Origin of the sequence: [Mycobacterium] stephanolepidis, assembly GCF_002356335.1 — a bacterium.
GTDB lineage: Bacteria > Actinomycetota > Actinomycetes > Mycobacteriales > Mycobacteriaceae > Mycobacterium > Mycobacterium stephanolepidis.
Map to the genome: position 1 here is coordinate 985460 of NZ_AP018165.1, position 25526 is coordinate 1010985.

The following is a 25526-nucleotide window of genomic DNA, read 5'->3' on the forward strand; positions in this document are numbered from 1 at the left end:
GGCGGTCGCCTAGTTGGTACTGGCCTTCTCGGCCTGACGCTTTTTGACGCTGGCCTCGAGCTTGGCCAGTAGATCCGAGACATCGGTGGCATCGAGCTCGGTGGGCGCCTCTTCCTTGGTGAACGCCTCACCACCTTCGAGCTTGGCTTCCACCATCTCCAGTAGCTGCGACTGGTACGTGTCGTTGTATCGACTCGGATCGAAATCGTCGGCCATCGACTCCACCACCTGTCCCGCCATCGACAGTTCGGCCGGTTTGATCTTCACTTCCTGGTCCAGCACCGGGAAGTCGGGTTCACGAATCTCGTCAGGCCAGAGCAGCGTGTGGATGATCATCACCTGACGCGTGCCGAAGTCCTTGACCCGCAGGGCCGCGAGGCGTGTCTTGTTGCGCAGCGCGAAATGCACGATCGCTACCCGATCCGTCTGCGCGAGCGTCTGCGCCAGCAGCACATAGGATTTCGAAGACTTGCTATCCGGCTCCAGGTAGTAGCTCTTGTCATACAACAGCGGGTCGAGTTCGGCGGCGGGAATGAACTCCAGCACCTCGATCTCGCGGCTGGACTCGGCGGGCAGGCTCGCCAGATCCTCATCGGTGATGACGACGGTGCGGCCGTCCTCGGCCTCGTAGGCCTTGTTGATATCCCGGAACTCGACGATCTCACCGCATTCTTCGCAGGTGCGTTTGTAACGGATCCGGCCGTTGTCCTTGTTGTGGACCTGATGGAACTTGAGGTCGTGGTCCTCGGTCGCGCTGTATACCTTGACAGGGACGTTCACCAGCCCGAAGGCGAGGGAGCCCTTCCAGATGGAACGCATATCCCCAGTATGGCCCACCGGAGCCGCGCAGTCCGCGACATCCGGTTCGAGGTCAACTGCCTTCGTGCGCCTCACCAATGCGGACAAGGTGCTCTATCCGCCAACTGGAACCACTCAGGCCACCACCAAGGCGGACGTATTCGGCTACTACACCGCCGTCGCACCATTCATGCTGCCGCACCTCGCGGGGCGCCCGGTCACCCGTAAGCGCTGGCCTAATGGCGTTGAGCAGCCGTCCTTCTTCGAGAAGGACCTGGCGTCGTCGGCCCCCGATTGGCTTCCCCGGCGACGCATCGAGCACAAATCCCGCTACGTCACCTACCCGTTGATCGACACCTCGGTAGCGCTGGCCTGGATAGCTCAGCAGGCGGCACTGGAAGTGCATGTGCCCCAATGGCGGTTTGTCGGCGAAAATCCGGGGCCGGCAACACGATTGGTATTCGATCTGGATCCGGGCGACGGCGTGGACCTACCGAAACTGGCGCAGGTCGCCCGCGCGGTGCGCGATGTACTCGACGATATCGGTCTGACCACCTTTCCCTTGACCAGTGGCAGCAAGGGGCTGCACCTGTATGTGCCGCTGGCGCAGCCGGTCAGCTCATCCGGTGCGGTGACCGTCGCGAGAAAGGTCGCGATGCAACTGGAGCAGTCGATGCCGGATCTGGTCACCGCGACGATGACCCGGGACCTGCGGTCGGGCAAGGTTTTCGTGGATTGGAGTCAGAACAGCGGTTCCAAGACTACGGTTGCCCCCTACTCGCTGCGTGGCCGCGAGGCGCCGACTGTTGCCGCGCCCCGTACGTGGGACGAATTGGACGACCCAGAGTTGCGCCAGTTGCGGTTTGATGAAGTACTGGCGCGTGCCGAGCGCGACGGTGATCTGCTGGCAGGACTCGACGATGCGGCGATTGTCGAAGACAGGCTGTCTACATACCGCAGCATGCGCGATCCGGCGCGTACTCCCGAACCGGTACCCGCCGTCGAACCGCAAGCAGGTCGCGATAGTTCGTTTGTGATCCAGGAACATCACGCCACCGCGCTGCACTACGACTTTCGGTTAGAGCGTGACGGTGTGCTGGTCTCGTGGGCGGTCCCCAAGAATCTGCCCATGGAGCCGTCCGTCAATCATCTTGCGGTGCATACCGAGGATCACCCCCTCGAATACGGAACCTTCGAGGGCGCCATTCCGAAGGGGGAGTACGGCGCCGGTGAGGTGACCATCTGGGACTCGGGAACCTATGACACCGAGAAGTTCATCGATCCGCGCGACGGCTCCAGCGCCGACGGCGGGTCAAAGGGAGAAGTCATTGTCACACTGCATGGCAAGCGAATCTCGGGACGGTACGCGCTGATTCAAACCGATGGCAAGCAGTGGCTGGCGCACCGCATGAAGGATCAGCGATCTCCTGGTGCAATGCCGGTTGGCCTCGCGCCGATGCTGCCGACTACCGGATCCGTGGCGGGCCTGACCGCCGACGAGTGGGCATTCGAGGGAAAATGGGACGGTTACCGCCTCATCCTCGAATGCGACCACGGTCGGCTGCGGGCCGTGGCGCGCAGCGGGCGCGATGTCACCGAGGAGTTCCCGGCCTTGCAGCAGCTCGCCCGGGAATTGGCCGAGCACCGTGTGGTTCTCGATGGTGAGGTGGTGGTGCTGGATTCCAAGGGGCGGCCGAGTTTCTCGTTGTTACAGAATCGGACACCGAGTGCCGATGTCCGATTCTGGGCGTTTGATCTGCTGTATCTGGATGGAAAATCCCTGCTGCGCACCAAGTATCGTGACCGGCGCCGCCTGCTCGACGTGCTGGGGGCCGGCGCCGAGATGATGACCGTTCCGGAACAACTGAACGGCGACGGAGATGCGGCGCTGGCTCATTCGCATGAGCGGGGCTGGGAGGGTGTCGTCGCCAAAAGGCTGGATTCGGCTTATGCTCCGGGCCGCACCCAGTCCTGGATCAAGGCGAAGAACTGGCGCAGCCAAGAGATCGTGATCTGCGGTTGGCGTAAGGGGCAGGGCGGACGCAGCAGCGGGATCGGCGCTCTGCTGATGGGGATACCGGCGTCCGACGGGCTTCGTTATGCGGGGCGGGTGGGCACCGGATTCACGGAGAAGGAGCTGGCATCGCTCAAGGAGCAGCTCAAGCCGTTGCACTGCGATGAATCACCCTTCAGCGCGCCGCTTTCCGCGGTCGAGGCCAAAGATGTGCAGTTCGTCGAACCGGTCCTGGTCGCCGAGGTTCGCTACGGCGACCGCACGCCCGGCGGGATTCTCAAGCATTCCAGTTGGCGTGGTCTGCGCACCGACAAGTCAGTTGGCGACGTCGAGCTCGATCTCGGGTAACGGGTACGGCGGTGCGCCGACACCCGCGACCGAGAAGTGGCCCCAGGGGGTCTGCTCGGTGATGCGCCCAGGTGCGCTGGTCTCGCCCACGGCGATGGTGACCTGGGTTCCGCCCTTGAGCTCTCCGCCCTCGGGTTTGGCGTAAATCGTTCCCTGCCAGTGGAACTTGCCATCCAGCGGGTTGAAGAACCCGATCAGCCGCACCCGGGACTCGACGGTGAACTCTCCCGCGGTGATGAGCGCAGGGCCGTCGTACAGATCGTCGTCATCCATCATGCGACGAACTTTGCTTTGCGCCACAACCAGCGTGACGTTCCGCCCATCAGACCGATACCGCTGAGGAAGTTGTACAGCGGTGCGAAACCGAGCTGTTGCGTCTCGCGGAAGTTCTGGTTGCGGTACGCGATCCGCTGGGTTTGATATCCGGGCAACCCGACATTGCGGTACATCTTCGGATTCGTGAACAGGTACATGAAGATGGGGCCACCGAAGCCGTTGACCTGCCGGACGATGAAACGCGCGTACCACGGCAGTTTGTCAACACGCTGGCGCAGGCCGTCGCGGGCGAACTGGATGTGCCGAGCTTCCTCGGTGACGTGAATTCGCATGAGCCGCGCGACCATTGGCTGCAGCTCGGGATCGTCCATCATCTCGCGCTGGATGGCGTCGAAGATCTCCTCGCCAATCAGGGCGGCAACCCAGAGCATCGGGCCCTTGAGGACCAGGGGCAGGGCGTTGGCCAGCCACCGCTGGTAGAGCGGTAGCCGGTAGGGCTCGACCCCGGCTTGCGATATCGCCTTACCGAACATCGTCATGTGGCGGGTCTCGTCACCGATCTCGGTGAGCGAATAGAAGGTCTCGCTGCTGTTCGGTCTGGCGTGCATGAGAGCGCGCAGCAGGCTCTGGTTGAGGATGTTCTCGAACCAGATGCCGACCGACAGCACATTGGCCATCTCGTGCTTGGACAGCTCGATCTGTTCAGCGCGCGACATGTTGTTCCAGATGTCGGTGCCGTACAGAGAGATTGCCTTCGGAGGAAGGAAGTACTTGTCCGGATCCAACGGCGCATCCCAGTCCAGATCCACCATTGGCTGGTAGGAGCGGCGCACAGAGCCCTTGAGCAGCCGGTCGGAGTATTCCTCGCGATTAGGGGTGCGAGCGGGGCCGTTATTGAGGGTAGACGTCACCGTTGACAGTCCTTTCCGTTAGGATGTCAAACGTAAACGTTGCAGGTTGGGGCGTCAAGTGAGACGCGAAGTGCCACGTAATTATCGTGGCGAACGAAAGTAGGCACCGATGAAAGTGAGCCGGTCGAGCCATCGCGGCCGCACGCGCGATCACGGCGAGATTCGCCGCCGCATCCTCGATGCCGCCGAAGAATGCTTGCTGGAGCACGGCTATGAGGCGCGCCTGCATGCGCTGATCGCCAAGAAGGCCGGTTTGTCGAGGCCCACCGTCTACAAGCACGTGGGTGATCAGGCCGCGATCATCGAGGCACTGTTTCATCGGGAGTTTCTCCGGTTCGGCGAAATACTGGAGCCCGTCTTCGCGACCGCGAAGACCCCCCGCACCGGATTTATCGACGCCATCGTGCGCATCGTTCAGCACGGTCGCCATCATCCGTTGCTGCAGAAGGGGCTCAAGGAGAACCCCGAGCAGGTGTTGCCTTATCTGACCGTCAAGGCGCGCCCGTTCATCGATCAGACGACCGTGCTGCTGGCCCCGTACTTCCGCAAGTTGCTCACCGACGAGCAGTTGGCCACTATCGACGTCAAGGCCGCCGCCGAGTGGAGCTTCCGGATCGCCGCCTCGTTGTTGGTGACTCCCGGAGTGGTCGAGACTCAGACCGACGAGCAGCTGGGTGACTTCATCGGCAACTTGCTCACCGTATCGGCGATCACCGAGGGGATCTCGGCGGTGTTGACTCCTAATTCGGCTGCTTCCTAAGTCGCGATGCGACGGATTCGCGTCATCGGGATCGGTGCCGGCCATCCCGAGTACCTGACCGTGCAGGCCATCGCGGCGCTCAACGAGGTCGATGTCTTCTTCGTCGCAGACAAGGGCGACACCAAGGGCGACCTGGTCGAGTTGCGCCGCCATATCTGCGAGCGGTACATCACCGAACCCGACTATCGCTTCGTCGAACTGCCCGATCCGGTGCGCGGTAGGGGCGAGTATCGGGATGCGGTGAAGCAATGGCATGCGGAACGGGCCGCCTTGTGGGGCAAAGCAATTGCTTCCGAGTTACCGGAGGGGGGCGTCGGTGCCTTTCTGGCCTGGGGTGATCCGTCCCTCTACGACAGCACGCTGCGCATCCTCGACGCGATCCTGGTCGGCGATCCTCACGCCTTCGATTACGACGTGCTGCCGGGCATTACCGCGATCTCCGCGCTCACCGCGCGGCATCGGATTGTGCTGAACGGTATCGGGGAACCCGTGCTCATCACGACCGGGCGCCGGTTGCTGGACGAGTGGCCACGTGCCGGAACCGTTGTGGTGATGCTCGACGGTGACTGCGCATTCCGGCAGCTGGACCCGGCAACGCAGATCTGGTGGGGTGCCTATCTGGGCACAGAGCACGAGCTGCTGGTGTCGGGGTCCGTCGGTGAAGTGGGTCCCCGGATCGCCGAGATACGTGCCTCGGCCCGGGCCGAACACGGCTGGATCATGGATACCTATCTACTGCGGAGTGTCGGCGAGTAGAGGCAGACTGGGCCCATGCCCGAACTACCCGAAGTCGAGGCGCTCGCTGACCATCTGCGTCGTCACGCCACCGGGGCCACCATCGGCCGCGTCGATGTCTCGGCATTCTCGGTGCTCAAGACCTTCGATCCCCCGGTCACGTCCCTGCATGGCCACACGGTGACGGGTGCGACGCGTTGGGGCAAGTACCTGGGCCTTCAGGTTGGCAGTCACTACCTCATCACTCATTTGTCGCGAGCAGGGTGGCTGCGCTGGTCGGACAAGCTGGCTCCCGCGCCGCTCAAACCGGGCAAGGGGCCCATCGCGCTGCGGGTTCATCTTGGAACGCCCGGCGAGGCACCGGGATTCGACCTCACCGAAGCCGGCACTCAAAAGCGGTTGGCCGTGTGGGTCGTGGCAGACCCGGCCGCTGTGCCGCAGATCGCCGCACTGGGGCCCGACGCGCTCTCGCTGACCGCCACCGGATTGGCCGACATCCTGTCCGGCACCACCGCACGTCTGAAGAATGTGATCACTGACCAGCGGGTGATTGCCGGGATCGGCAACGCCTACAGCGATGAGATCCTGCATGTGGCCAAACTGTCCCCTTTCGCCAGTGGAAAGACCCTCACCGAGGGGCAACTCACGGCACTGTATGAGGCCATGCAGTCGGTTCTCGCCGATGCTGTGCAGCGCAGTGTGGGACAACAGGCGGCGACTCTCAAGGGGGAGAAGCGATCCGGACTGCGGGTGCATGCCCGTACCGGGATGCCCTGCCCGGTGTGTGGCGACCTGGTGCGAGAGGTGTCGTTCGCCGACAAATCGTTCCAGTACTGCCCGACATGCCAGACCGGCGGCAAGGTGCTGGCCGACCGTCGGCTCTCGCGGCTCCTCAAATAAAGTGGCAACGTGACGCGACAGAAGATCCTGATTACCGGGGCAAGCTCTGGCCTGGGCGCCGAGATGGCCCGTCAGTTCGCCGCGAAGGGACGCGACCTGGCGCTGTGCGCCCGGCGCACCGAGGCGCTGGAAGAACTCAAGGCCGAGCTGTTGGCCGCCAACCCGGGCATCAAGGTCGCGGTGCGGTCCCTGGATGTCACCGACCATGACTCGGTGCCGGTGGTCTTCGGCGAGCTGCGCGACGAGCTCGGCGGTCTGGATCGCGTGGTTGTGAACGCCGGAATCGCCAAGGGCTGGCATCTGGGCGGCGGCAAGTCGTGGGCCAACATCCAAACCATCGAAACCAATCTCATCGGTGCGCTGGTGCAGATCGAGGCGTCGCTCGCCCTGTTCAAAGAGCAGGGGCGCGGGCACCTGGTGCTTATCTCGTCGGTGACCGCTGCCAAGGGGCTACCGGGTACGAAGGCCGCGTATGCGGCCAGCAAGGCCGGCCTCTCCTCGCTGGGTGAGTCGCTGCGCGCCGAATATGCCAGTGGCCCAATCAAGGTCAGCACCATCGAGCCGGGCTACATCCAGACCGACCTGAGCGCCAAATCGCCGACCACGCCGATGATGGTGGACACCAAGACCGGTGTGACGGCCATGGTGGATGCCATCGAGAGGGAGCCCGGCCGCGCCGCGGTGCCGCGCTGGCCGTGGGCCCCGGTGACCTTGATCATGCGCCTGATTCCGCCGCGTTTGGCCGGGCGCCTGGCCTAATCGGCCATGGGTTTCCCACATGGGACTTTGTGCCCACGTGGGATGCTGAACCTATGGCCGATCAAGAGAAACCGAACGCTTCCGTCACGGTGGACTACGCCGCCGAGCTCGATGAACTCGCGAGCCTGCGCGGCGGGATCAGTCGCACCAAAGAGGGCAAGGATGCCTGGAAACAGGGCTACCCCTACGACGAGAAACTCAGTCGCAAGGAATACGAGAAGACCAAACGCAAGCTGCAGATTGAGCTGCTCAAGCTGCAACTGTGGGTCAAGGAACGCGGCGAGAAGATCTGCATCATCTTCGAAGGCCGAGACGCCGCCGGTAAGGGCGGATCGATCAAGAGGTTTACCGAGCACCTCAATCCCCGCGGCGCCCGCGTCGTGGCACTCGAGAAGCCGACCTCGGTAGAGCAGACACAGTGGTACTTCCAGCGCTACACCGCGCACCTGCCCAGCGGTGGGGAGATCGTGCTGATGGACCGTTCCTGGTACAACCGGGCTGGTGTCGAGCGGGTGATGGGCTACTGCACTCCCGCGCAGGTCGCCGAATTCCTGCGTGAGGCACCAGAATACGAACGCATGCTGGTGAACTCGGGGACGCACCTGGTCAAGTTGTGGTTCTCGGTGAGTCGTAAGGAACAGCTGGCCCGCTTCGAAGCGCGACGGACCGATCCCGTACGCCACTGGAAACTCTCGCCGACTGACCTTGCGTCTCTGGATAAGTGGGACGCCTACACCGAGGCCAAGGAGGCGATGTTCTTCTACACCGACACCGACAGCGCGCCCTGGACGGTGGTCAAGAGCAACGATAAGAAGCGTGCCCGGCTAGAGGCGATGCGCCACGTGCTCTCGCAGTTCGACTATGACAACAAGGACACCGAGGTCGTGGGAGCGCCGGACCCCCTGATCGTCGGTCCCGCTTCGGCCGTCTTCGAAGAAGGGGAGAAGGCCGGCTCACGCTAGCCGGGCAATGTATCGCTAGCACTGAATATTCAGCCCTGCAAGGGTTTTCGCTTAACATCTCGTTCCAGATTTGGTCACATCCGTATGGTCCGCTCAGTGGGATGAAACATTGCCTAACTCGGATCAGGCATCGCTAATGTGAGCGCACTCACATGACCTATGGATGGGGATTCCTCAATGCGTGAATCGAAAACGCGGGCAATGTCGCGTGTCCTGACGACGGTGATTGCTGCCCTCGTCTTCTCGATCGTCACCGCGGTGGTGGCCTGGGCGGCCGATCCGATGACCATTACCTTTGTGCGATACGGCGAGTCCGAGGGCAATGCGTCGGGGAAGATCGACACCTCGGTTCCCGGACCCCACCTCACGGCGACGGGCCAACAGCAGGCCAAGGATGTAGCCGACAAGCTCGGCGGCGGCTTCGACGGCATCTATGCGTCGGACATGATCCGTACCCAGGAGACCGCCAAGCCCATGGAGGACAAGCTGGGGCAGAAGGCCACCGTGCTGGGCGGCCTGCGTGAGATCGGTGCGGGCATCTTCGAAGGGCAATCGGAGAAGGAAGGCATCGGCCGCATCGGATACATCGCCGCGCCCCTACTGTGGACGTTGGGTGCCCGTTTCGTGCCCGTGCCCGGAGGTGAGGACGGCAACGCGTTTGATGCCCGTGTCGATGACTCGGTGAAAACGATCTATGAGAACGGTGACCGCAACGCCGTGGTCTACTCGCATGGGGCCACCATCATGTTCTGGGTCATGATGAACGTGGACAATCCGGATCCCACCCTGCTGCTCTCCGACCCGCTGAGTAACACCTCGGTGGTGAAGGTGGAGGGCACACCCGAAGGCGGCTGGACGCTCAAGGAGTGGAATGGCAAGCCCGTCAACCAGAACCCGTCATTGCCGACCAAGCTGTTCGTAGATTTCCGCAACTTCTTCGTACAGCCGCAAACCACGGCGTACCGCATCCAGCAGGCGATCGCGACCGGCGACATCTCCAAGGTGGCCGATGAGGTTGCCAAGGGAGTGGTGGACGTCATCAGGTCCACGGTGCACTTCCCGGTGGCAGTGGCGCGTGACGTCGTCAATGAGGTGCGTGGCACATTGCCGAAGGTGCTCGATCAATCCGTCAAACCGGAGGCCGCGGTTGCCGAAAGCAAGGTGACGGAGAACAAGTCAACTGCTGTGCGCGAATCCAACGCCAACACCGAGCCCCACGAGTCGAAGCTCTCCGACACCAAGGTCGTCGAGGCGAAGAAGACCGCCACGGTGGTCGAGGCGGCAACGGAGAAGTCGGCCGGATTGGCCAAGCCCGCCACCACGGCCGATGAATCGGCTGCTCCGGAAGTAAAGTCACCCGAACTAAAGGCGCCAGAGGCGAATGTGCCGGAAGCAAAGGATCCTGCCGTTCAGGTTCCGGAGGCCAAGTCGCCGGCGAAGGTCATTGCGCTGCCCAGCAAGCCGGTCAAGGCCAACGGTGCAACGGATTTGAGCGGTGGCAACAAGTCGGAGCCGGGTAAAGCCCCGCGTGGCGTGCCGAGTGTCAAGGAACACCTCTCGGCCGTGCTTCAGAAGGCCTCTGACGCGGTTCAGAAGATCACCGCTGCACCGTCCAAACCCGAAGCTGCCGCGAGCGCCGGTAACAAGAGTGAACCGGCCGGTGCGGAGTCGAAGGCGGCCAAACCTGCGACCTCCAGCCCGTCGAAGAGCGGAGGGTCCGAGGGATCGGGAGCAAGCGGCACATCCCATAAGGACGCTGCCTAACGAGCTGTCCTCGGCTCCATCGGTCACCGATGGAGCCGAGGATGCGCCCTGCCCGCGATGAGCGGAAGATCAAGGTATGACTTGAGTCCCGGCTCGGCCCTGCATACATAGGGCACCGAGTTGACGCAGTGCGCGGCTGTCGCGACCACGCCCTCGTTGGCGACGAGCCTGGCCTCGACGCTGTGGGGATGAAAGCCGGTGATCGTGCACGATGAGGAGGGAGTGCCGTGCACCTCGACCTCGTAGCGCGGGCCGGTCGGGCCGAAGGACCAGGCGGGTTCCAGGTGTTCTTCGCCCATCAGCCAGTTCACGGCGATTCGTACTACCGCCTGGTCCCCGACGAATGCCTCCCACGAGAATTGCTGACCGGCAACGCATCCGGGTTTGATGGTACCGATCGGAGAGTCGATGTCCGCGGTGGCGACGGCGACTTTGAGGTTGGGGCGGATCTCCACCTCTGCGAAACCCATGCCATCGAGGATCATTCGCAGGGACTGTTTGAACCCGCCGCCCAACAGTTTGGGCATGGGGCCGCTGATAGCTTCTTCGGGAGTGCCGCCGAACTTCATGATGTGTCGGATGACGTCGAGAGCGCCATAGGTGCGGATGTCTGAGTACTCCTCAGCACGCACGTACGTTACGGCCGATGTCATAGACGAGAAGATCAGCGGATAAAGATCGGTGATGCCGCCGGGGTCAATTCCCGTGCCGTGCAGCGTTACTCCAGCCTGGCGGGCGGTGGCGTCCAAGTCGAGGCCCGAACTGTCTGGGTAGAACCAACCCACCGGGGTAACCACGTTCTTTCCCGAGGCGAGTAATGCCGAGACCTCGGACGGATTGGGAAGTAGCGGGCTATAGATCACGCAGTCGGCGTCCAGAGCGAGGATGTCCTCCAGGCTGTTGGTCGTTGTGACGCCGACGGGTGCGTGGCCGATGATCTCGCCGACGTCGACGCCGGTCTTCTGCGGCGAGTGCACCCAGCACCCCACCAGCTGCAGTTCCGGATGGACGAGCACTGCGTGGATTGCTGCCTTGCCCACTTCGCCCGTCGCCCACTGAACCACTCGATAGACCATGTCATTGCCTCCTCGCAACCGGTAGCCTCAGACCTGCATAACACCAAACAAGTGCTTGGTCCAGATCTTGAGAGGTGGGAATCTCGGTGATTAGACACGGATTTCGGTTTGGGACGAATCTGATCTCCCACGGCGACCCTGCCCAGATCCACGATCAGGTGCGACAGGCCGAGGATTGCGGAGTGGACGTCGTCGTGGTTCCCGATCACCTTGGTGTGGGTGCGCCCTTCCCGGTGATGCTTGCCGCCGCGAGCGCCTCGACGAACGTCCGGGTCGGAAGCTTCGTACTGACTACCGGTTTCTATTCGCCGCGTCTACTTGCGCGCGATATCGCCACGATTGACCGGCTCACCGGCGGCCGCGTCGAGATCGGATTGGGTGCCGGTTATGTCGAGCAGGAGTACGAGGCGGCGGGAGTGCCGTTCCTGAGTCCCGCCGGACGCGTGCAGCAGCTCGCCGATGCTCTCGGTGCGCTGCGGGGGTTGCTTTCGAGCCCGCAGCACTGGCCGCGGCCAGTCCAGTCACCCGTGCCGATCATGATCGCGGGCAAGGGGGACAAGATCCTGAAACTCGCGGCGCAGCAGGCCGATATCGTTGCGATCTCCGATGCGAAGACGAACGCCGATCTCGCCGAACGTGCTGCGTACGTGCTGGCGGCGGCCGGTCAACGCACTGACACGCCGGAACTGAACTTGGGGATATTTGATGTTGCCATCGACCGTGCACCGGATCTGGGGCTGATGCGTGTCTACCGGCCACATGATTCCGACGAACAGTTACTCGCCTCTCCTACGCTGTTGCACGGATCCAAAGGGGAGCTCATCGAGCGGATCATCGTGCTTCGCGAAGAACTGGGCATTTCCTATCTGACGTACATGGGAGTAGATCCACGCGGCCTCAAGGATTTTCATGCGCTGATTGCCGCTCTCAGATAGTGACTTTCGCATCTAGTGTTGGCCGCCGCGGTCGGCGATCATGCAGTCATGACGCCCGATTCGCAACCCGTGACCCTGCTGGAAAAGTACGAAAGCTGGACGCTGCTGTCGAGTGCCAAGCTGGGCAGATTGGTCGTGGTGATCGATGGAAGACCTGAGATCTTCCCGATCAACTTCGTGACCCAACGTGGCACCGTACTGTTCCGGACGGCCGAGGGCACCAAGCTTTTCGGTGCCGTCGTGAGCGACGAGGTGCTGTTCGAGGCGGACGATCACAACGACATCGGTGGCTGGAGTGTCGTGGTGCGTGGCGCGGCACAGGTACTGAACTCGTCGGCCGATATCGACGAGGCCGACCAGGGTGGTCTCTATCCGTGGATACCCACTGTGAAGCTGCATTACGTGCGCGTCATCCCGGCGCAGATCACCGGCCGCCGTTTCGTTTTCGGACACGAGCCGGACGGCGGCCACGTTCCGGGCTAGTGCCCGACGTGCGCCTCGGCGCGCATGCGATCGGACATGTGCGGGTAGTGCAGCTCGAATGCCGGGCGTTCCGAACGGATTCGGGGTAGCTCGGTGAAGTTGTGCCGCGGCGGCGGGCAGCTGGTGGCCCACTCCAGGGAGTTGCCGAAACCCCATGGATCGTCGACCGTGACAACCTCGCCGTACCGGTAGCTCTTGAACACGTTCCACACGAACGGAAGCATCGACGAACCGAGAATGAACGCGCCGATCGTCGACACGACATTCAACCCCGTAAAGCCATCGGTGGGCAGGTAGTCGGCATACCGGCGCGGCATACCCTCATTGCCCAACCAGTGCTGCACCAGGAACGTGGCATGAAAGCCTATGAACGTCAGCCAGAAATGGAACTTGCCCAGGCGCTCGTCGAGCAGACGTCCCGTCATCTTCGGGAACCAGAAGTACACGCCCGCGAAGCTGGCGAACACGATGGTGCCGAACAACGTGTAGTGGAAGTGCGCCACTACGAAGTACGAGTCGGTGACGTGGAAATCGATGGGGGGAGCGGCTAGCAGCACACCTGTCAGGCCACCGAAGAGGAAGGTGACCAGGAAACCGATCGAGAACAGCATGGGGGTTTCGAAGGTCAGCTGCCCCTTCCACATCGTGCCGATCCAGTTGAAGAACTTGATACCTGTCGGGACGGCGATCAGAAACGTCATGAAGGAGAAGAACGGCAGCAGCACTGCGCCGGTGGCGTACATGTGGTGCGCCCACACCGCGATGGACAAGGCCCCGATGCCCAGGGTCGCAAAGACCAGCGTGGTGTAACCGAAGATCGGCTTGCGGCTGAAGACCGGGAAGATCTCCGACACCACACCGAAGAATGGCAGCGCCAACACATATACCTCGGGGTGTCCGAAGAACCAGAACAGGTGCTGCCACAGTAGGACACCGCCATTGGCGGGATCGAAGATGTGCGCGCCCAGATGTCGATCGGCCGCGAGCCCGATGGCGGCCGCCGCCAGCAGTGGGAATACCAGCAGCACAAGCACACTGACTACCAGGATGTTCCAGGTGAAGATCGGCATCCGGAACATCACCATGCCGGGGGCGCGCATGCACACGATGGTGGTGATCATGTTGACCGCGCCCAGGATGGTGCCCAGACCACCGACGGCAACGCCCAGGATCCACAGGTCGGCACCGGCACCCGGCGAGTGGATGGCATCGGAGAGCGGGGTGTAGGCGGTCCAGCCGAAGTCGGCGGCGCCACCGGGGGTGATGAAGCCGGCCATGGCGATCAGGGCACCGAACAAGAAGAGCCAGAATGACAATGCGTTCAGTCGAGGAAAGGCGACGTCGGGGGCGCCGATCTGCAATGGGAGTACCACGTTGGCGAAGCCGAACACGATGGGCGTCGCGTAGAACAGCAGCATAGCGGTGCCGTGCATGGTGAAGAGCTGGTTGTACTGCTCATTGGAAAGGAACGCCAGCCCCGGCGTGGTGAGTTCGGCGCGGATCAGCAGCGCCATCAGACCGCCCACCATGAAGAAGGCGAAACACGTGACGAGGTACATGATTCCGATCAGCTTGTGATCGGTGGTGGTAACAAGTCTGTAGATAAGAGAGCCTTTGGGCCCTAGTCGAGGGGGAAAGGGGCGACTTGCCGTCAGTTCGAGAGATGATGTAGCCACAGGAAACCTCCATACAAGACAGTCTGATTCGCCTGTGTACGTGAGGCATTTCCTGTGGACATCATGCCATAGTCGCTACACGTCGCGCGCCCGCTGTAGATCGGCGATCGAGGACCAGTCCAGGTCGGCCTGCCCGTTGGCCAGCGCCTCATCGAGAACCGTTCGCAGTACCTCGCCGAACGGCAGTCGCAGGTCGGTGTCCGCCGCGACGTCGAGAGCCAGCCCGACATCCTTGCGTCCCAGAGTGGTTGTGAAACCTGCGGGTTGGTAGGTGGAGGTGGCGATGAGCTTGCCGTAGCTGCTGTATGCCGGACCCTGGAACAGGGTGCTGGTCAGCAAGTCGATCAACAGTTCGGAGTCCACGCCGGATCGTTCGGCCATGCTGACGGCCTCGCTCAGCGACTGGATGGCCGCCGCGATCAGAAAGTTTCCGATGATCTTGACGACATTGGCCTGTCGAGGCACATCGCCTAATCGCCAGGTGCGGGCCCCGATGACGTCGAGGAATGGTTGCGCTCTGTCGATTTGGTCGGAGGCGCCCGCCGATAACACCTGCAGTTGCCCGGCCTGTGCCACGGGGACCCGGCCGAAAACCGGTGCGGCAACGTACCCCACGCCGTGCTCGGCATGCAGTGCCGTGGCCCGGTCGGCCAGCTGCGTGCTGACGGTCGCGAGGTTGACATGCAAAGCTCCCGATGCTGCCCCGAGAATCTTTGGTGTCAAAAGGGTTTCGGTTACGGCATGGTCATCGGCCAGCACAGAGAACACAACTGCGGAGTCGAAGGCCTGTGCGGGGGAGCCGAGTGGGCGAGCGCCCGCGGCCGACAGTTCGTCGACGGGGCCCGGAGACCTGTTCCACACAGAGACCTCATGTCCGGCCTGAAGAAGATTGTGTGCCATGGCCTTTCCCATGGCTCCCAGTCCGACGACGGCAATTGTGCTCACGGGTGCGCTCCTGTTTCGGTAGGCCAATTGGTGAAGATCTCGGTGTAGTCGTGGCTCATCAGTTCGATGACTGTGCCCCATGGGTCGGTGAGGTAGGACATGGTCCATGGTCGGCCTGCCAGGACGGGGCGTGGCGGGGTAATGACCTGTCCGCCGGCCGCGGAGACGGCGTGCGTCAGCTTGTCCACGTCGGGAACCGTGAGGCACAGATGCCAGGTGCCGCGCCGGGTGTATTCGACGGCCACGTCAGATGGTGGATCCGTGACGGGATCGATGAATTCGAACAGTTCGATCCCCACCCCGTTTCTTGTCTGCAGACCGGCCATGCGCGCCTGGCCGAATCGACTGTCCAGCCCCGGTGGGAGCTCTCCGGCCGGTCCGGGTTCGAGTGTGTGTGGACCCATGATGCACTCGAATCCGAACACCTTGCGATACCAGTCGATTCCCGCTGCGATATCGGGAACGGTGATCCCGACGTGGTTGACGGACATCTCTCCTCCAATGAACCGGTTTAGACGGTTCAACCGTAGGGCATCATCGATGCGTTGTCGAACCGGTTAGTGTGGTTCACATGGCAGAGGATCCTCGCGCGGCGTTCCGGCTGGACAACGCGGTGCTGGCGTTCCGCTTCACCGCGACGGTTTTCGACCGCGCCGGGGCGGCAAGCGAGCGGCTCACCGACCCGGGGCGGTTGGGGCTGTGGTTACAGGCCAACGGATTGAGGTTCTCGGACGCGTCGTTGACCGAAGCCGATCTGGCCGCCGCCACGGAGCTGCGCGAGAGCATCCACCGTGCGGGTGCGCAGGTCGCGGGCGGCGGCAGGATCGCACCGGACGCGATCCGGACGTTGAATGCCTTCTCCCGAAATGGAAATGCACACCGGCTGTTGGAGAACGGCGAGGCAACCTGGCGGGGCGAGTGTGTCGCGGACGCACTGTCGATCATCGCCGCCGATGCCATTGAGACACTGGGTGGGCCCGATCGCGATCGGGTGAAGGCTTGCTCGGATGAGCAGTGCCATGGCCTCTACCTCGACACCAGCCGCGCCGACAACCGGCGCTGGTGCAACATGAACACCTGCGGAAACCGCGCCAAAAAGGCTGCCATGAGCCGCCGGGGTTAGTGGGCGTGCATGACACCCCAGGTCGGCAGGGGATCGGGGAAGCTGTGCCACGTCTCGGGGCCGCCGGCGAGCTCATCGTCGGTGAGCACCGCGGATTCCAAGAGATGCTGCACACGCGGCCGGTCCAGCCGCACACCGATGAAGACAATCTCCTGCCCCGGCGTGACTTCGGTGTTGCCCCAGAATTGGGCGGGTTCGATCGTCAGGTTCGGTCCCGCCTGCGACCAGATCGCGGCGATGTCCGGGCGGCTGGCGATCCAGCAGAATCCCTTGCTGCGCAACAGTCCTTGCAGCGCTTCCAGTGCTGCGTTGAGGCGTTGGGGATGAAACGGCCGGTCCGAGCGGAACGTCATGCTGCTGATGCCGTATTCCTCGGTTTCGGGTGTGTGCCCGTCGGCGATCTCCTCGTCCCAGCCCGGTGTCTGGGCGGCCAGCTCGGGGTCGAACAATCCCGTCTGTAGCACGAGATCGAGGTCGACGGAGCCGCCGGTGGAGCGCACGATCGTCGCTGTGGGATTGAGGCGGCGCAGCAGGGTTTCCACCATTCCCAGGGTCCGTTCGTTCACCAGGTCCACCTTGTTGAGGATCAGAACGTCGGCGAACTCCACCTGATCGGTGAGTAGGTCGGCGATGGACCGCGCGTCCCCGTCGGCGGCGGCCATATCGCGGTCGGCCAGGGCCTCGCCACGTGCCAGCTCGGGCAGGAAGGTGGAAGCATCGACAACCGTCACCATGGTGTCGAGCTTGGCGACCTGCCCGAGACTGGTTCCGTCCTCGAATTCCCAGGTGAACGAGGCGGCCACCGGCATGGGTTCGGAGATGCCCGTCGATTCGATGACGAGCTGGTCGAATCGGTTCTGTCGGGCCAGGTTTCCGACGGCTTCGATCAGATCCTCACGCAGCGTGCAGCAGATGCAGCCGTTGGTGAGTTCGACGAGCCGCTCCTCGGTGCGGTCCAGATGTCCGGTGCCCGCAACGAGGGCGGCGTCGATGTTCACCTCGCTCATATCGTTGACGATCACCGCGACGCGGCGTCCCTCGGTGTTGGCAAGGATGTGGTTGAGCAGGGTGGTTTTTCCGGCTCCGAGAAATCCGGAGAGCACGGTTACGGGTAAGAGCTGGGCTGTAGTCACATGATAATGATAACCATTATCATTAAGGGGTGGACGCCAGGATGCCCTTCAACGTCTCGCGACCCTCGGAATCCAGCGGGAGCAGCGGGCGTCTCGGATCACCGACGGCGCGCCCCTGCAGTTCCAGTCCGGCTTTGACGGTTGTCGGCAACCCGCCCGCGACGATGAACTGCAGCAGCGGCTTGAGTCCCTTATAGATCGATGCGGCATCCTCATGGTGCCCGGCACGCACCGCCTCGTAGAGATCCAGACACGGCTGCGGCGCCAAACACGGTGCCGCGGTGCACCATCCGGACGCGCCCGCGTTGAGTGCATCGAGCACCAGTGGGTTGCTGCCGTTGTAGAAGGGCAGCTGTCCATCGCTGAGGCGTTGGATGCCGAGCATCCGGTTCAGGTCTCCTGTCGACTCCTTGACCATGGTGAAGTTGTCGATATCGCGGAACATCGAGACCAAGAGCTCGGGCTTCATATCCACGCCGCTGGTGGCGGGGTTGTTGTAGGCCATCACCGGAATGTCAATGGCCGCCGCCACCGAGGCGTAGTGCTGTGCGATCTCGCGGTCGCTCAGCTTCCAGTACGAGACCGGTAGCACCATCACCGCATCGGCCCCGGCCTGCTGGGCGTGCCGGGCCCGCCGAATGGTGTTGGCGGTGGTCAGATCCGAGGCCCCGACAATGACGGGCACCCTCTTGTTGACGGCCGCGACGGTGGTGTCGACCACGGCGTCGAATTCGCGCTCCTCGAGATAGGCGGATTCGCCGGTGCTGCCCAATGGCGCGATGGCGTGAACCCCGTCCTCGACGAGCCGGGACACCAGTTCGGCGAGCCGATCGGTGTCCACGGTGTCATCGGGAAAGAAGGGGGTGACGGGGTAGGCGATGATTCCGTGAAACAGTGGCGTGGATGTCATGCGGTCTTCCTCAGGGTCGCAGGGTGATTGGCGAGTGCGGTGCGGGCGTAGTAGGCGAAGTTGGCAATGCTGCGCCGGGGGGTGAGCGTCCAGTCGTGGGCCTCGCGGGCCAGCCGGTCGGGTAGAGGGGCGATGGTTCCCGCTGCCATGGCGGCGAGTTGCAGCTTGGCGCCCCTCTCGATCAGCACCGCCAGCGAGCAGGATTCTTCGACGGAGGCGCCGGCGACGACATGGCCGTGGTGGGCGAGCAGTATCGCCTTCTTGTCTCCCAGTGCGGCCGAGATGATCTCGCCCTCTTCGTTTCCGACGGGCACACCCGGCCAGTCGGGCAGGAAGGCGCAGTCGTCATACAGTGGGGCGATATCCATCTGCGACACCACGAGCGGCGTCTCCAGCATGGACAGCGCCGCGACGTGGAACGGGTGGGTGTGCACGATGCACTGCACGTCGGGGCGGGCCCGGTAGATCCAGCTATGGAAGCGGTTGGCGGGGTTGGCCATTCCGGATCCCTCGAGAACGTTGAGGTCTTCGTCAACCAGTAGCAGGTTCTCCTCGGTGATCTCGTCGAATCCGAGTCCGAGTCGTTGGGTGTAGAAGGTGCCGGGTTCCTCGGCGCGCGCGGTGATCTGTCCGGCGAGGCCAGAATCATGTCCGCGGTCGAACAGTGCGCGGCAGGTGAGTGCGACCTTCTGTCGTGTGGTCCATTCCGAGTCGGAGAAGTGCGTCTCCATGCTGCGCTCGGCTCGATTCATCAGAGCTGATTTGGTGTCCTGAAGTGTGGTGGCCATTTTCCGTGCTCCTTTCTGATCTCGGGCTGTTCGATCACCACCATATGACACAAAGTGTCATATGGTCAACAGTGTTGTATCAGGTTTGTCATCGGTGGCTGATAGGAACCTTCGTGTCACACTGACCCCATGACATCGCTGGTTCGTGCGCTGCGCCGGGAACGCGGCCTGACCTTGGAAGAGCTGGGCAACCGCACCGGCCTGACCAAGAGCTACCTATCGAAGGTCGAGCGAGAACACAGCACGCCATCGGTATCCGTGGCGATACGCATTGCTCAGGCGCTTGAGGTCGACGTCAGTCGGCTGTTCACCAATGACGCCCATGAGTCCCGGGTGGTGGTGGACCGCGGCGCCGATGAATGGGATGACAGCAAGTTCCACGCGCTGAGCACCGAGATGCTCGGCAAGATCATGACACCGTTCCTGGCCAGCCCCTCCACGGAGTTCGCCGAACACAGGTCTTCCCACGAGGGCCAGGAGTTCGTGTTCGTGCACCGCGGGTCGATCGAGTTGCAATGCGAGGACGTCAGCTATGTCCTCGACGAAGGGGACAGCGCCTACCTTGACGCCACCCGTACCCACCGGATTCGCCGCGTATCCAAGACGCAGGCGTTGGTGGTCATCGTCGCCGCAACCTAGCGCGTGCGGCCCCGCGCCTCACGGTAGTAACGCACCAGCGCGTCGGTGGAGCTGTCGGTCTGCTGTGCCGGGGACGCGTCGTCGGTGATGACCGGTAGCAGGGCGATGGCCTGCTTCTTGCCCAGCTCCACCCCCCACTGGTCGAAGGAGTCGATACCCCAGACCGTGCCCGCGGTGAACACCTCGTGCTCGTAGAGCGCGATCAGCTGTCCTACCGTCGAGGGGGTCAGTTTGTTGGCGAGAATGGTGGTGCTGGGACGGTTTCCGGGCATCACCTTGTGCGGTACGACATTCGGCGCGGTGCCTTCGGCGGCGATCTCCTCGGCGGTCTTGCCGAAGGCCAGTACCTGCGTCTGTGCGAAGAAGTTGCTCATCAGCAGGTCGTGCATGCTGCCCGTGCCGTCGGCGGTGGGCAGATCGTCGGTGGGCTCGCTGAAGCCGATGAAGTCGGCCGGAATCAACCGGGTGCCCTGATGCAGCAGTTGATAGAAGGCGTGTTGACCGTTGGTTCCGGGCTCGCCCCAATAGATGTCGCCGGTGTCCACGGTCACGGGCGCGCCATCGGCCTTCACCGACTTGCCATTGGATTCCATGGTCAGCTGCTGCAGGTACGCCGCGAAGCGTGCCAGGTCGTTCGAGTAGGGAAGCACCCCACGTGACTGTGCGCCAAAGAAATTCGAGTACCACAGACCGATGAGGCCCAGCAGCGCCGGCGCATTCTCCGCCAGGGGCGCGGTGCGGAAGTGCTCGTCGACGGTGTGGAACCCGGCCAGGAATTCACCGAATGCCTCACGTCCGATCACCGCCATGACGGAGAGACCGATCGCCGAGTCCACCGAATAACGACCGCCGACCCAGTCCCAGAAGCCGAACATGTTCGCGGTGTCGATTCCGAACTCCGACACCAGCTTCGCATTGGTGGAGACGGCCACGAAGTGCTTGGAGACGGCATCCTCACCGAGTGCGTCCACGAGCCAACGCCGTGCCGCCGTCGCGTTGGTGAGTGTCTCCAGTGTCGAGAATGTTTTCGAGGCGACGATGAACAGCGTTGTCGCCGGGTCCAGGTCGGCGAGTGTGGCCACCAGATCCGCAGGGTCCACATTGGAGACGAAGTGTGCCGAGATTCCGGCATCGGCATAGTGACGCAGTGCCTGGTAGACCATCACCGGCCCCAGGTCCGACCCGCCGATCCCGATGTTGACGACGGCGGTGATGCGCTGCCCGGTGGCGCCGGCCCATTCGCCGCTGCGTACCCGGTCGGTGAAGTCGCCCATGGCATCGAGCACCTGGTGCACATCGGCGACAACGTCCTGTCCGTCGACCACCAGCTGCGCGTCGCGGGGCAGGCGCAGCGCCGTGTGCAGGACAGCGCGGTCCTCGGAAGTGTTGATATGCGCACCGGCGAACATCGCATCGCGGCGTCCCTCGAGGTCGGCCGCTTTGGCCAAATCGACTAACAGCGACAGGGTTTCGCGAGTCAGGCGGTGCTTGCTGTAATCGATGTACAGGTCACCGACCGTCACGGTCAGGTCGCTTCCCCGGGTCGGGTCGTCGGCGAAGAACTCTCGAAGGTGAGTGGAGGCGATCTGCTTGTGATGAGTTTCCAGTGCCTGCCACGCCGCTGCGAGTGTCATGCGACCGAGCCTAGTAGTGGGGCTCGGACGGCGCAGGGCTGCCTACTGGTTGGCGCAGGTCACCCATCGACTGCTGATCCGGGCGAACCCCGCGATACCGGTCTTGGTCTCGGTCTTCCCGTCGGCCGACGCGGTGATCGTCACCCGCGAGGAGGCGGTATCGCCGTTGACGACCGTCTTTTCCACCTTGTCCACGTTGATCTTCAGATCATCGGGCTGGCCTTGGAGGTCCTCGTCGGTGATCTTCACGCAGGACAGCGCGTTGAGCACATCGAGATCCTTGGCACCCAGCGCGGCATAGAACGCCTTGAGCACGTTCGTCAGCTCACGCTCCTCCTCCTTGGTGCCTTCGCGCGGCACCGACGACGTGGTGGGGCCCGGCACCGAGATGCTGGTGGTGGCCGTGCTCGTCGTCGCGGTAGCCGTGGTCGTCGTGGCAGAGGTTGAGGCTGCGCCGCTGGTCGACGTGCTGGCGGAACTGGTGGTGACGCTGCTCGTGCGGGTCCGCGACTTCGTCGTGGTCGTCGTCGTGCTGGTGCTGGGCGCCGCCGGGTTCACCAGAGGGACACCGAGCTTGACGGTCGGTCGAGACTGGGGCGTGTCCTCGATGGTCCGGTTGTTCTCGACCCAGAGGCCCGCTGCAACCGCCGTCACCGCGGCAAGGCAGACCGCCAGTACCCCGATGACAATCTTGGTGGCATGCCTGGCGACGAACCGGCGCGTGGGCGTTGGCTCAGCGGCCACGGCCGCCTCCAGCTCATAGTCCACCGGCTCATTGGGGGCATCCCCGGTCGTGCCGTCCTCAGGGGTGGGTTTATCCGCGGCGACATCGTCCGCGGCATCGGGCTTGTCCGCACCCTTGTCTTGGTCGCTCAACGGATCCCTCCCTCATCGCCGATCCCCGCCGGGATGCGCCGGATCAGTGTCCCAATCTGCCGCGGCCCAGGCGCAGCAGCAGCATGGCCAGGGTATGGCCTTCCTGGCCCAGTTCGCTGAAGCGCTCGAGAACCTTCATTTCGCGGCTGTGCACAAGGCGCGGGCCACCCGAGGCCATCCGGGCCTTGCCGATTTCGCGGGAGACCTCGGTGCGGCGCTTGATCGCGGCGAGGATCTCCGCGTCGAGCCGGTCGATCTCCTTGCGCAGCTCATCGATGTCCGGTGCGGGCTCGGCAGCGTTGTTGGCGGCGTTCTCGGTCATTTGAGTAGTCATTCTGTCTCACACTTTCTCTTGGAGCGGTTCGATCCGCAATGCCGCCCCGGAATCCGGCCTCACAAGAGAGGAGCCCCGTAGTCCGGTAGCGGACTGCGGGGCTCGTGAATCGGCTAGACCACGGGCACCGGAGTCCGGTACCCGTAAAAAAATCGCTCGTGGTGGTCAAGCACATCAAAGAGTGTAGCTGACATGCGATGAACGCCGATGCGAAGAGCGTCAGGCCAAGATTGTCCCTCGTCAGCGGTAAGTTAGATCGGTCATGGCTACACCTGATTCTCTTCGCTCCAGCGGTTCGTCGGCACTTCCCGAGCCCGCGCTCTTCGACATGCCCAGCGACTCGAGTTCGCACAGCGATACCTTGCTCGACGGCCTGAACCCGCAGCAGCGGGCCGCCGTCGCGCACCAGGGGACGCCGCTGCTGATCGTCGCAGGCGCCGGGTCCGGAAAGACCGCGGTGTTGACCCGTCGCATCGCTTACCTGCTGGCCGAGCGGGATGTGAGCCCGGGTCAGATCCTGGCCATCACCTTCACCAACAAGGCCGCCGCCGAGATGCGCGAGCGCGTGGCGAACCTCGTGGGCCGACGTGCCAACTCCATGTGGGTCTCGACGTTCCACTCCAGCTGCGTACGCATCCTGCGGAACCAGGCTTCTCTGCTGCCCGGATTGAACTCCAACTTCTCGATCTACGACTCCGATGACTCCCGGCGGTTGCTGCAGATGATCGGGCGCGATATGAGCCTGGACATCAAGCGCTACTCACCGCGCCTGCTGGCCACGGCCATCTCGAACCTCAAGAACGAGCTCATCTCGCCGGAGCAGGCGGTGGCCAACCTCAGCGTCGACGACGATGCCGGTGAGCTGCGCCGAATCGTCGCCGACGTGTACGGCGAGTACCAGCGGCGCCTGCGTGCGGCCAATGCCCTGGACTTCGACGATCTCATCGGTGAAACCGTGGCCGTGCTGCAGCAGTTCCCGCAGATCGCACAGTTCTACCGCCGCAAGTTCCGGCACATCCTGGTTGACGAGTACCAGGACACCAACCACGCCCAGTACGTGTTGGTTCGCGAATTGGTGGGTGCTCACGTGGACCGCACGGTTGATCCGGACAGCCCGGAACCGGCGGAGCTGTGCGTGGTGGGCGACGCCGACCAGTCCATCTATGCGTTCCGCGGTGCCACGATTCGCAACATCGAGGAATTCGAGCGCGACTATCCCAACGCGAAAACCATTCTGCTGGAACAGAACTATCGATCCACCCAGAACATATTGAGTGCTGCCAACGCTGTTATCGCCAAGAACGCCAACCGCAGAGAGAAGCGGTTGTGGACCGATTCCGGTGAGGGCGAGCTGATCGTCGGCTACGTCGCGGACAACGAACACGACGAGGCGTCGTTCATCGCCCGGGAGATCGACGGACTCTTCGATCGCAGCGATGCCAACTACGGCGACGTCGCGGTCTTCTATCGCACCAACAACAATTCCCGGTCGCTTGAAGAGATTTTCATACGAACCGGCATTCCATACAAAGTCGTTGGGGGAGTGCGGTTCTACGAGCGTAAGGAAATCCGCGACATCGTCGCGTACCTACGGGTGCTGACCAATCCGGGTGATGCGGTGAGCCTGCGGCGAATCCTCAACACCCCGCGCCGGGGTATCGGTGACCGGGCCGAGGCGTGCGTTGCCGTACACGCGGAGACCGCGGGCATCGGTTTCGGGGAAGCGCTCGCAGACGCTGCGGCGGGCAAGGTCGCGATGCTGAACTCTCGCTCCGAGAAGGCAATTGCCGCTTTCATGGACATGCTCGACGAGATTCGCGCCACGTTGCGCACCGACCCGGGGGCATTGCCCGACATCGGAGATGTGGTTGACGCCGTGCTCAACCACACCGGATATCGGTATGAGCTGGAGAACAGCAGCGACCCGCAGGAGCTGGCGCGACTCGACAACCTCAACGAATTGGTCAGTGTCGCACACGAATTCAGTGCTGATGCGGCCAACGCCCAGGCGGCCGGCGAGGATCTGCCGGTCGACGACGAGGATGTCGGCGCGCCTCCGGGAAGCCTCGAGGCGTTCCTGGAACGGGTGTCGCTGGTGGCCGACGCCGACGAACTGCCCGAATCCACCGCGGGCGTGGTCACGATGATGACTCTGCACACGGCCAAGGGGCTGGAATTCCCGGTGGTCTTCGTGACCGGCTGGGAAGACGGCATGTTCCCGCATATGCGGGCCCTGGGCGATCCAGTGGAACTGGCCGAGGAACGTCGGCTTGCCTACGTCGGGATCACGCGCGCCCGTCAGCGTCTGTACCTGAGCCGGGCCAAGGTGCGTTCATCGTGGGGGCAGCCCATGATGAATCCGGAATCGCGCTTCCTGCAAGAGATTCCGCAAGACTTGATCGACTGGCGGCGCACCGATCCGCTGCCGGGCCGGATCGCGACGGGTGCCGGAAGCTATGGCGGCGGTGGCTATGGGTCCAGCGGATCGCGCGGGGGTTTTGGCGGTGGCGGCGGTTCGTTGGGTGCTCCCTCCAAGAAGCGCACCAAGCCGCTGCTGGTGCTGGAGCCCGGCGATCGTGTGAGTCATGACAAGTACGGGCTGGGCAAGGTCATGGAGGTCACCGGTGTCGGCGAGAGTGCCACATCGCTTATCGACTTCGGCAGTGATGGACGCGTGAAGCTGATGCACAACTTCGCGCCCGTCCAGAAGCTCTAGAACAAAAAACACCGGGTGTGAGCGTCGATGC

General features: G+C 63.2%; 25 protein-coding genes. 12 read left to right on the forward strand and 13 right to left on the reverse strand.

Annotated elements, in window-relative coordinates; genetic code table 11:
• Positions 1-9 precede the first annotated feature (9 nt).
• Positions 10-819 (reverse strand): non-homologous end joining protein Ku, encoded by an 810-nt coding sequence (ku, locus tag MSTE_RS04945; RefSeq protein WP_096499446.1) that lies wholly within the window; start codon positions 817-819, stop codon positions 10-12.
• On the opposite strand from ku, the gene MSTE_RS04950 reads away from it, so the two are divergent.
• Positions 809-3160, forward strand: a complete 2352-nt coding sequence (locus MSTE_RS04950; RefSeq protein WP_096499448.1) for an ATP-dependent DNA ligase — start codon at positions 809-811, stop codon at positions 3158-3160. The genes ku and MSTE_RS04950 overlap by 11 nt on opposite strands.
• Here the strand turns inward: MSTE_RS04950 and MSTE_RS04955 are convergent.
• Positions 3128-3436, reverse strand: a complete 309-nt coding sequence (locus tag MSTE_RS04955; protein WP_096499450.1) for a DUF4873 domain-containing protein — start codon at positions 3434-3436, stop codon at positions 3128-3130. The two genes, MSTE_RS04950 and MSTE_RS04955, sit on opposite strands and share 33 nt — an antisense overlap.
• Positions 3433-4347, reverse strand: coding sequence for an AurF N-oxygenase family protein (locus MSTE_RS04960; protein ID WP_096499452.1), 915 nt, complete (start codon positions 4345-4347; stop codon positions 3433-3435). Before MSTE_RS04960 ends, MSTE_RS04955 begins: the two co-directional genes overlap by 4 nt.
• Positions 4348-4456: 109 nt before the next feature.
• Between MSTE_RS04960 and MSTE_RS04965 the strand changes: the two genes are divergently transcribed.
• The 6 genes from MSTE_RS04965 (at position 4457) to MSTE_RS04990 (ending at position 10227) form a co-directional block, all read left to right on the forward strand.
• Positions 4457-5107, forward strand: coding sequence for a TetR/AcrR family transcriptional regulator (locus MSTE_RS04965; protein WP_096499454.1), 651 nt, complete (start codon positions 4457-4459; stop codon positions 5105-5107).
• Positions 5108-5113: 6 nt separating this feature from the next.
• Positions 5114-5863 carry a precorrin-6A synthase (deacetylating) gene (gene cobF, locus MSTE_RS04970; RefSeq protein ID WP_096499456.1) on the forward strand — a complete coding sequence of 250 codons (750 nt, stop codon included), beginning with the start codon at positions 5114-5116 and terminating at the stop codon, positions 5861-5863.
• A gap of 15 nt (positions 5864-5878) precedes the next feature.
• Positions 5879-6742 (forward strand): Fpg/Nei family DNA glycosylase, encoded by an 864-nt coding sequence (locus MSTE_RS04975; RefSeq protein WP_096499458.1) that lies wholly within the window; start codon positions 5879-5881, stop codon positions 6740-6742.
• 9 nt (positions 6743-6751) lie between these two features.
• A complete protein-coding gene (locus MSTE_RS04980) occupies positions 6752-7501 on the forward strand; it encodes an SDR family oxidoreductase (protein WP_030094488.1) in 750 nt (249 codons plus the stop codon).
• A gap of 53 nt (positions 7502-7554) precedes the next feature.
• On the forward strand, positions 7555-8463 hold the full coding sequence (ppk2, locus tag MSTE_RS04985; protein WP_096499460.1) for a polyphosphate kinase 2: 909 nt from the start codon (positions 7555-7557) through the stop codon (positions 8461-8463).
• 177 nt (positions 8464-8640) lie between these two features.
• The gene (locus MSTE_RS04990; RefSeq protein ID WP_231896997.1) at positions 8641-10227 is read left to right on the forward strand and encodes a histidine phosphatase family protein; all 1587 of its coding nucleotides are present in this window, start codon (positions 8641-8643) and stop codon (positions 10225-10227) included.
• Positions 10228-10250: 23 nt separating this feature from the next.
• Here the strand turns inward: MSTE_RS04990 and MSTE_RS04995 are convergent, their stop codons facing one another.
• Positions 10251-11303, reverse strand: a complete 1053-nt coding sequence (locus MSTE_RS04995; RefSeq protein ID WP_096499464.1) for an NAD(P)H-dependent amine dehydrogenase family protein — start codon at positions 11301-11303, stop codon at positions 10251-10253.
• Between the two features lie 86 nt (positions 11304-11389).
• Here MSTE_RS04995 and MSTE_RS05000 point away from each other — a divergent pair, with 86 nt between their 5' ends.
• A complete protein-coding gene (locus MSTE_RS05000; protein WP_231896998.1) occupies positions 11390-12238 on the forward strand; it encodes a TIGR03621 family F420-dependent LLM class oxidoreductase in 849 nt (282 codons plus the stop codon).
• A 48-nt stretch (positions 12239-12286) separates the two neighbouring features.
• Positions 12287-12721, forward strand: a complete 435-nt coding sequence (locus MSTE_RS05005; protein ID WP_057968683.1) for a pyridoxamine 5'-phosphate oxidase family protein — start codon at positions 12287-12289, stop codon at positions 12719-12721.
• On the opposite strand, the gene ctaD is transcribed toward MSTE_RS05005, so the two are convergent.
• The 3 genes from ctaD to MSTE_RS05020 all read right to left on the reverse strand — a co-directional run bounded on the left by ctaD (position 12718) and on the right by MSTE_RS05020 (position 15833).
• A complete protein-coding gene (ctaD, locus tag MSTE_RS05010) occupies positions 12718-14397 on the reverse strand; it encodes an aa3-type cytochrome oxidase subunit I (protein WP_096499466.1) in 1680 nt (559 codons plus the stop codon). The genes MSTE_RS05005 and ctaD overlap by 4 nt on opposite strands.
• Positions 14398-14472: 75 nt before the next feature.
• Positions 14473-15342 carry an NAD(P)-dependent oxidoreductase gene (locus MSTE_RS05015; protein ID WP_096499468.1) on the reverse strand — a complete coding sequence of 290 codons (870 nt, stop codon included), beginning with the start codon at positions 15340-15342 and terminating at the stop codon, positions 14473-14475.
• A complete protein-coding gene (locus tag MSTE_RS05020; protein ID WP_096499470.1) occupies positions 15339-15833 on the reverse strand; it encodes a VOC family protein in 495 nt (164 codons plus the stop codon). Before MSTE_RS05020 ends, MSTE_RS05015 begins: the two co-directional genes overlap by 4 nt.
• An 80-nt stretch (positions 15834-15913) precedes the next feature.
• Here MSTE_RS05020 and MSTE_RS05025 point away from each other — a divergent pair, with 80 nt between their 5' ends.
• Positions 15914-16465, forward strand: a complete 552-nt coding sequence (locus MSTE_RS05025; RefSeq protein ID WP_096499472.1) for a CGNR zinc finger domain-containing protein — start codon at positions 15914-15916, stop codon at positions 16463-16465.
• Here MSTE_RS05025 and MSTE_RS05030 read toward each other — a convergent pair.
• Genes MSTE_RS05030 through MSTE_RS05040 form a run of 3 tightly spaced genes read right to left on the reverse strand, consistent with a single transcriptional unit; the run spans position 16462 to position 19296 of the window.
• Complete coding sequence (locus tag MSTE_RS05030) at positions 16462-17598, reverse strand: GTP-binding protein (protein WP_096499474.1); 1137 nt, start codon at positions 17596-17598, stop codon at positions 16462-16464. The genes MSTE_RS05025 and MSTE_RS05030 overlap by 4 nt on opposite strands.
• A 22-nt stretch (positions 17599-17620) precedes the next feature.
• Positions 17621-18508 (reverse strand): dihydrodipicolinate synthase family protein, encoded by an 888-nt coding sequence (locus tag MSTE_RS05035; RefSeq protein WP_096499476.1) that lies wholly within the window; start codon positions 18506-18508, stop codon positions 17621-17623.
• Positions 18505-19296 (reverse strand): aldolase, encoded by a 792-nt coding sequence (locus MSTE_RS05040; protein WP_046252723.1) that lies wholly within the window; start codon positions 19294-19296, stop codon positions 18505-18507. Before MSTE_RS05040 ends, MSTE_RS05035 begins: the two co-directional genes overlap by 4 nt.
• A 129-nt stretch (positions 19297-19425) precedes the next feature.
• Between MSTE_RS05040 and MSTE_RS05045 the strand changes: the two genes are divergently transcribed.
• Positions 19426-19935, forward strand: a complete 510-nt coding sequence (locus tag MSTE_RS05045) for a helix-turn-helix domain-containing protein (RefSeq protein WP_096499478.1) — start codon at positions 19426-19428, stop codon at positions 19933-19935.
• On the opposite strand, the gene pgi is transcribed toward MSTE_RS05045, so the two are convergent.
• The 3 genes from pgi to MSTE_RS05060 are packed head-to-tail and all read right to left on the reverse strand — an operon-like array spanning position 19932 to position 22779.
• The gene (gene pgi / locus MSTE_RS05050) at positions 19932-21569 is read right to left on the reverse strand and encodes a glucose-6-phosphate isomerase (RefSeq protein ID WP_096499480.1); all 1638 of its coding nucleotides are present in this window, start codon (positions 21567-21569) and stop codon (positions 19932-19934) included. The two genes, MSTE_RS05045 and pgi, sit on opposite strands and share 4 nt — an antisense overlap.
• A gap of 42 nt (positions 21570-21611) precedes the next feature.
• Positions 21612-22445: a hypothetical protein gene (locus tag MSTE_RS05055; RefSeq protein WP_096499482.1), complete on the reverse strand. Its 834-nt coding sequence runs from the start codon at positions 22443-22445 to the stop codon at positions 21612-21614.
• A gap of 43 nt (positions 22446-22488) precedes the next feature.
• The gene (locus MSTE_RS05060; protein ID WP_030094504.1) at positions 22489-22779 is read right to left on the reverse strand and encodes a chorismate mutase; all 291 of its coding nucleotides are present in this window, start codon (positions 22777-22779) and stop codon (positions 22489-22491) included.
• 361 nt (positions 22780-23140) lie between these two features.
• On the opposite strand from MSTE_RS05060, the gene pcrA reads away from it, so the two are divergent.
• The gene (gene pcrA / locus MSTE_RS05065) at positions 23141-25495 is read left to right on the forward strand and encodes a DNA helicase PcrA (protein ID WP_162291562.1); all 2355 of its coding nucleotides are present in this window, start codon (positions 23141-23143) and stop codon (positions 25493-25495) included.
• The last annotated feature ends 31 nt before the right edge of the window (positions 25496-25526 follow it).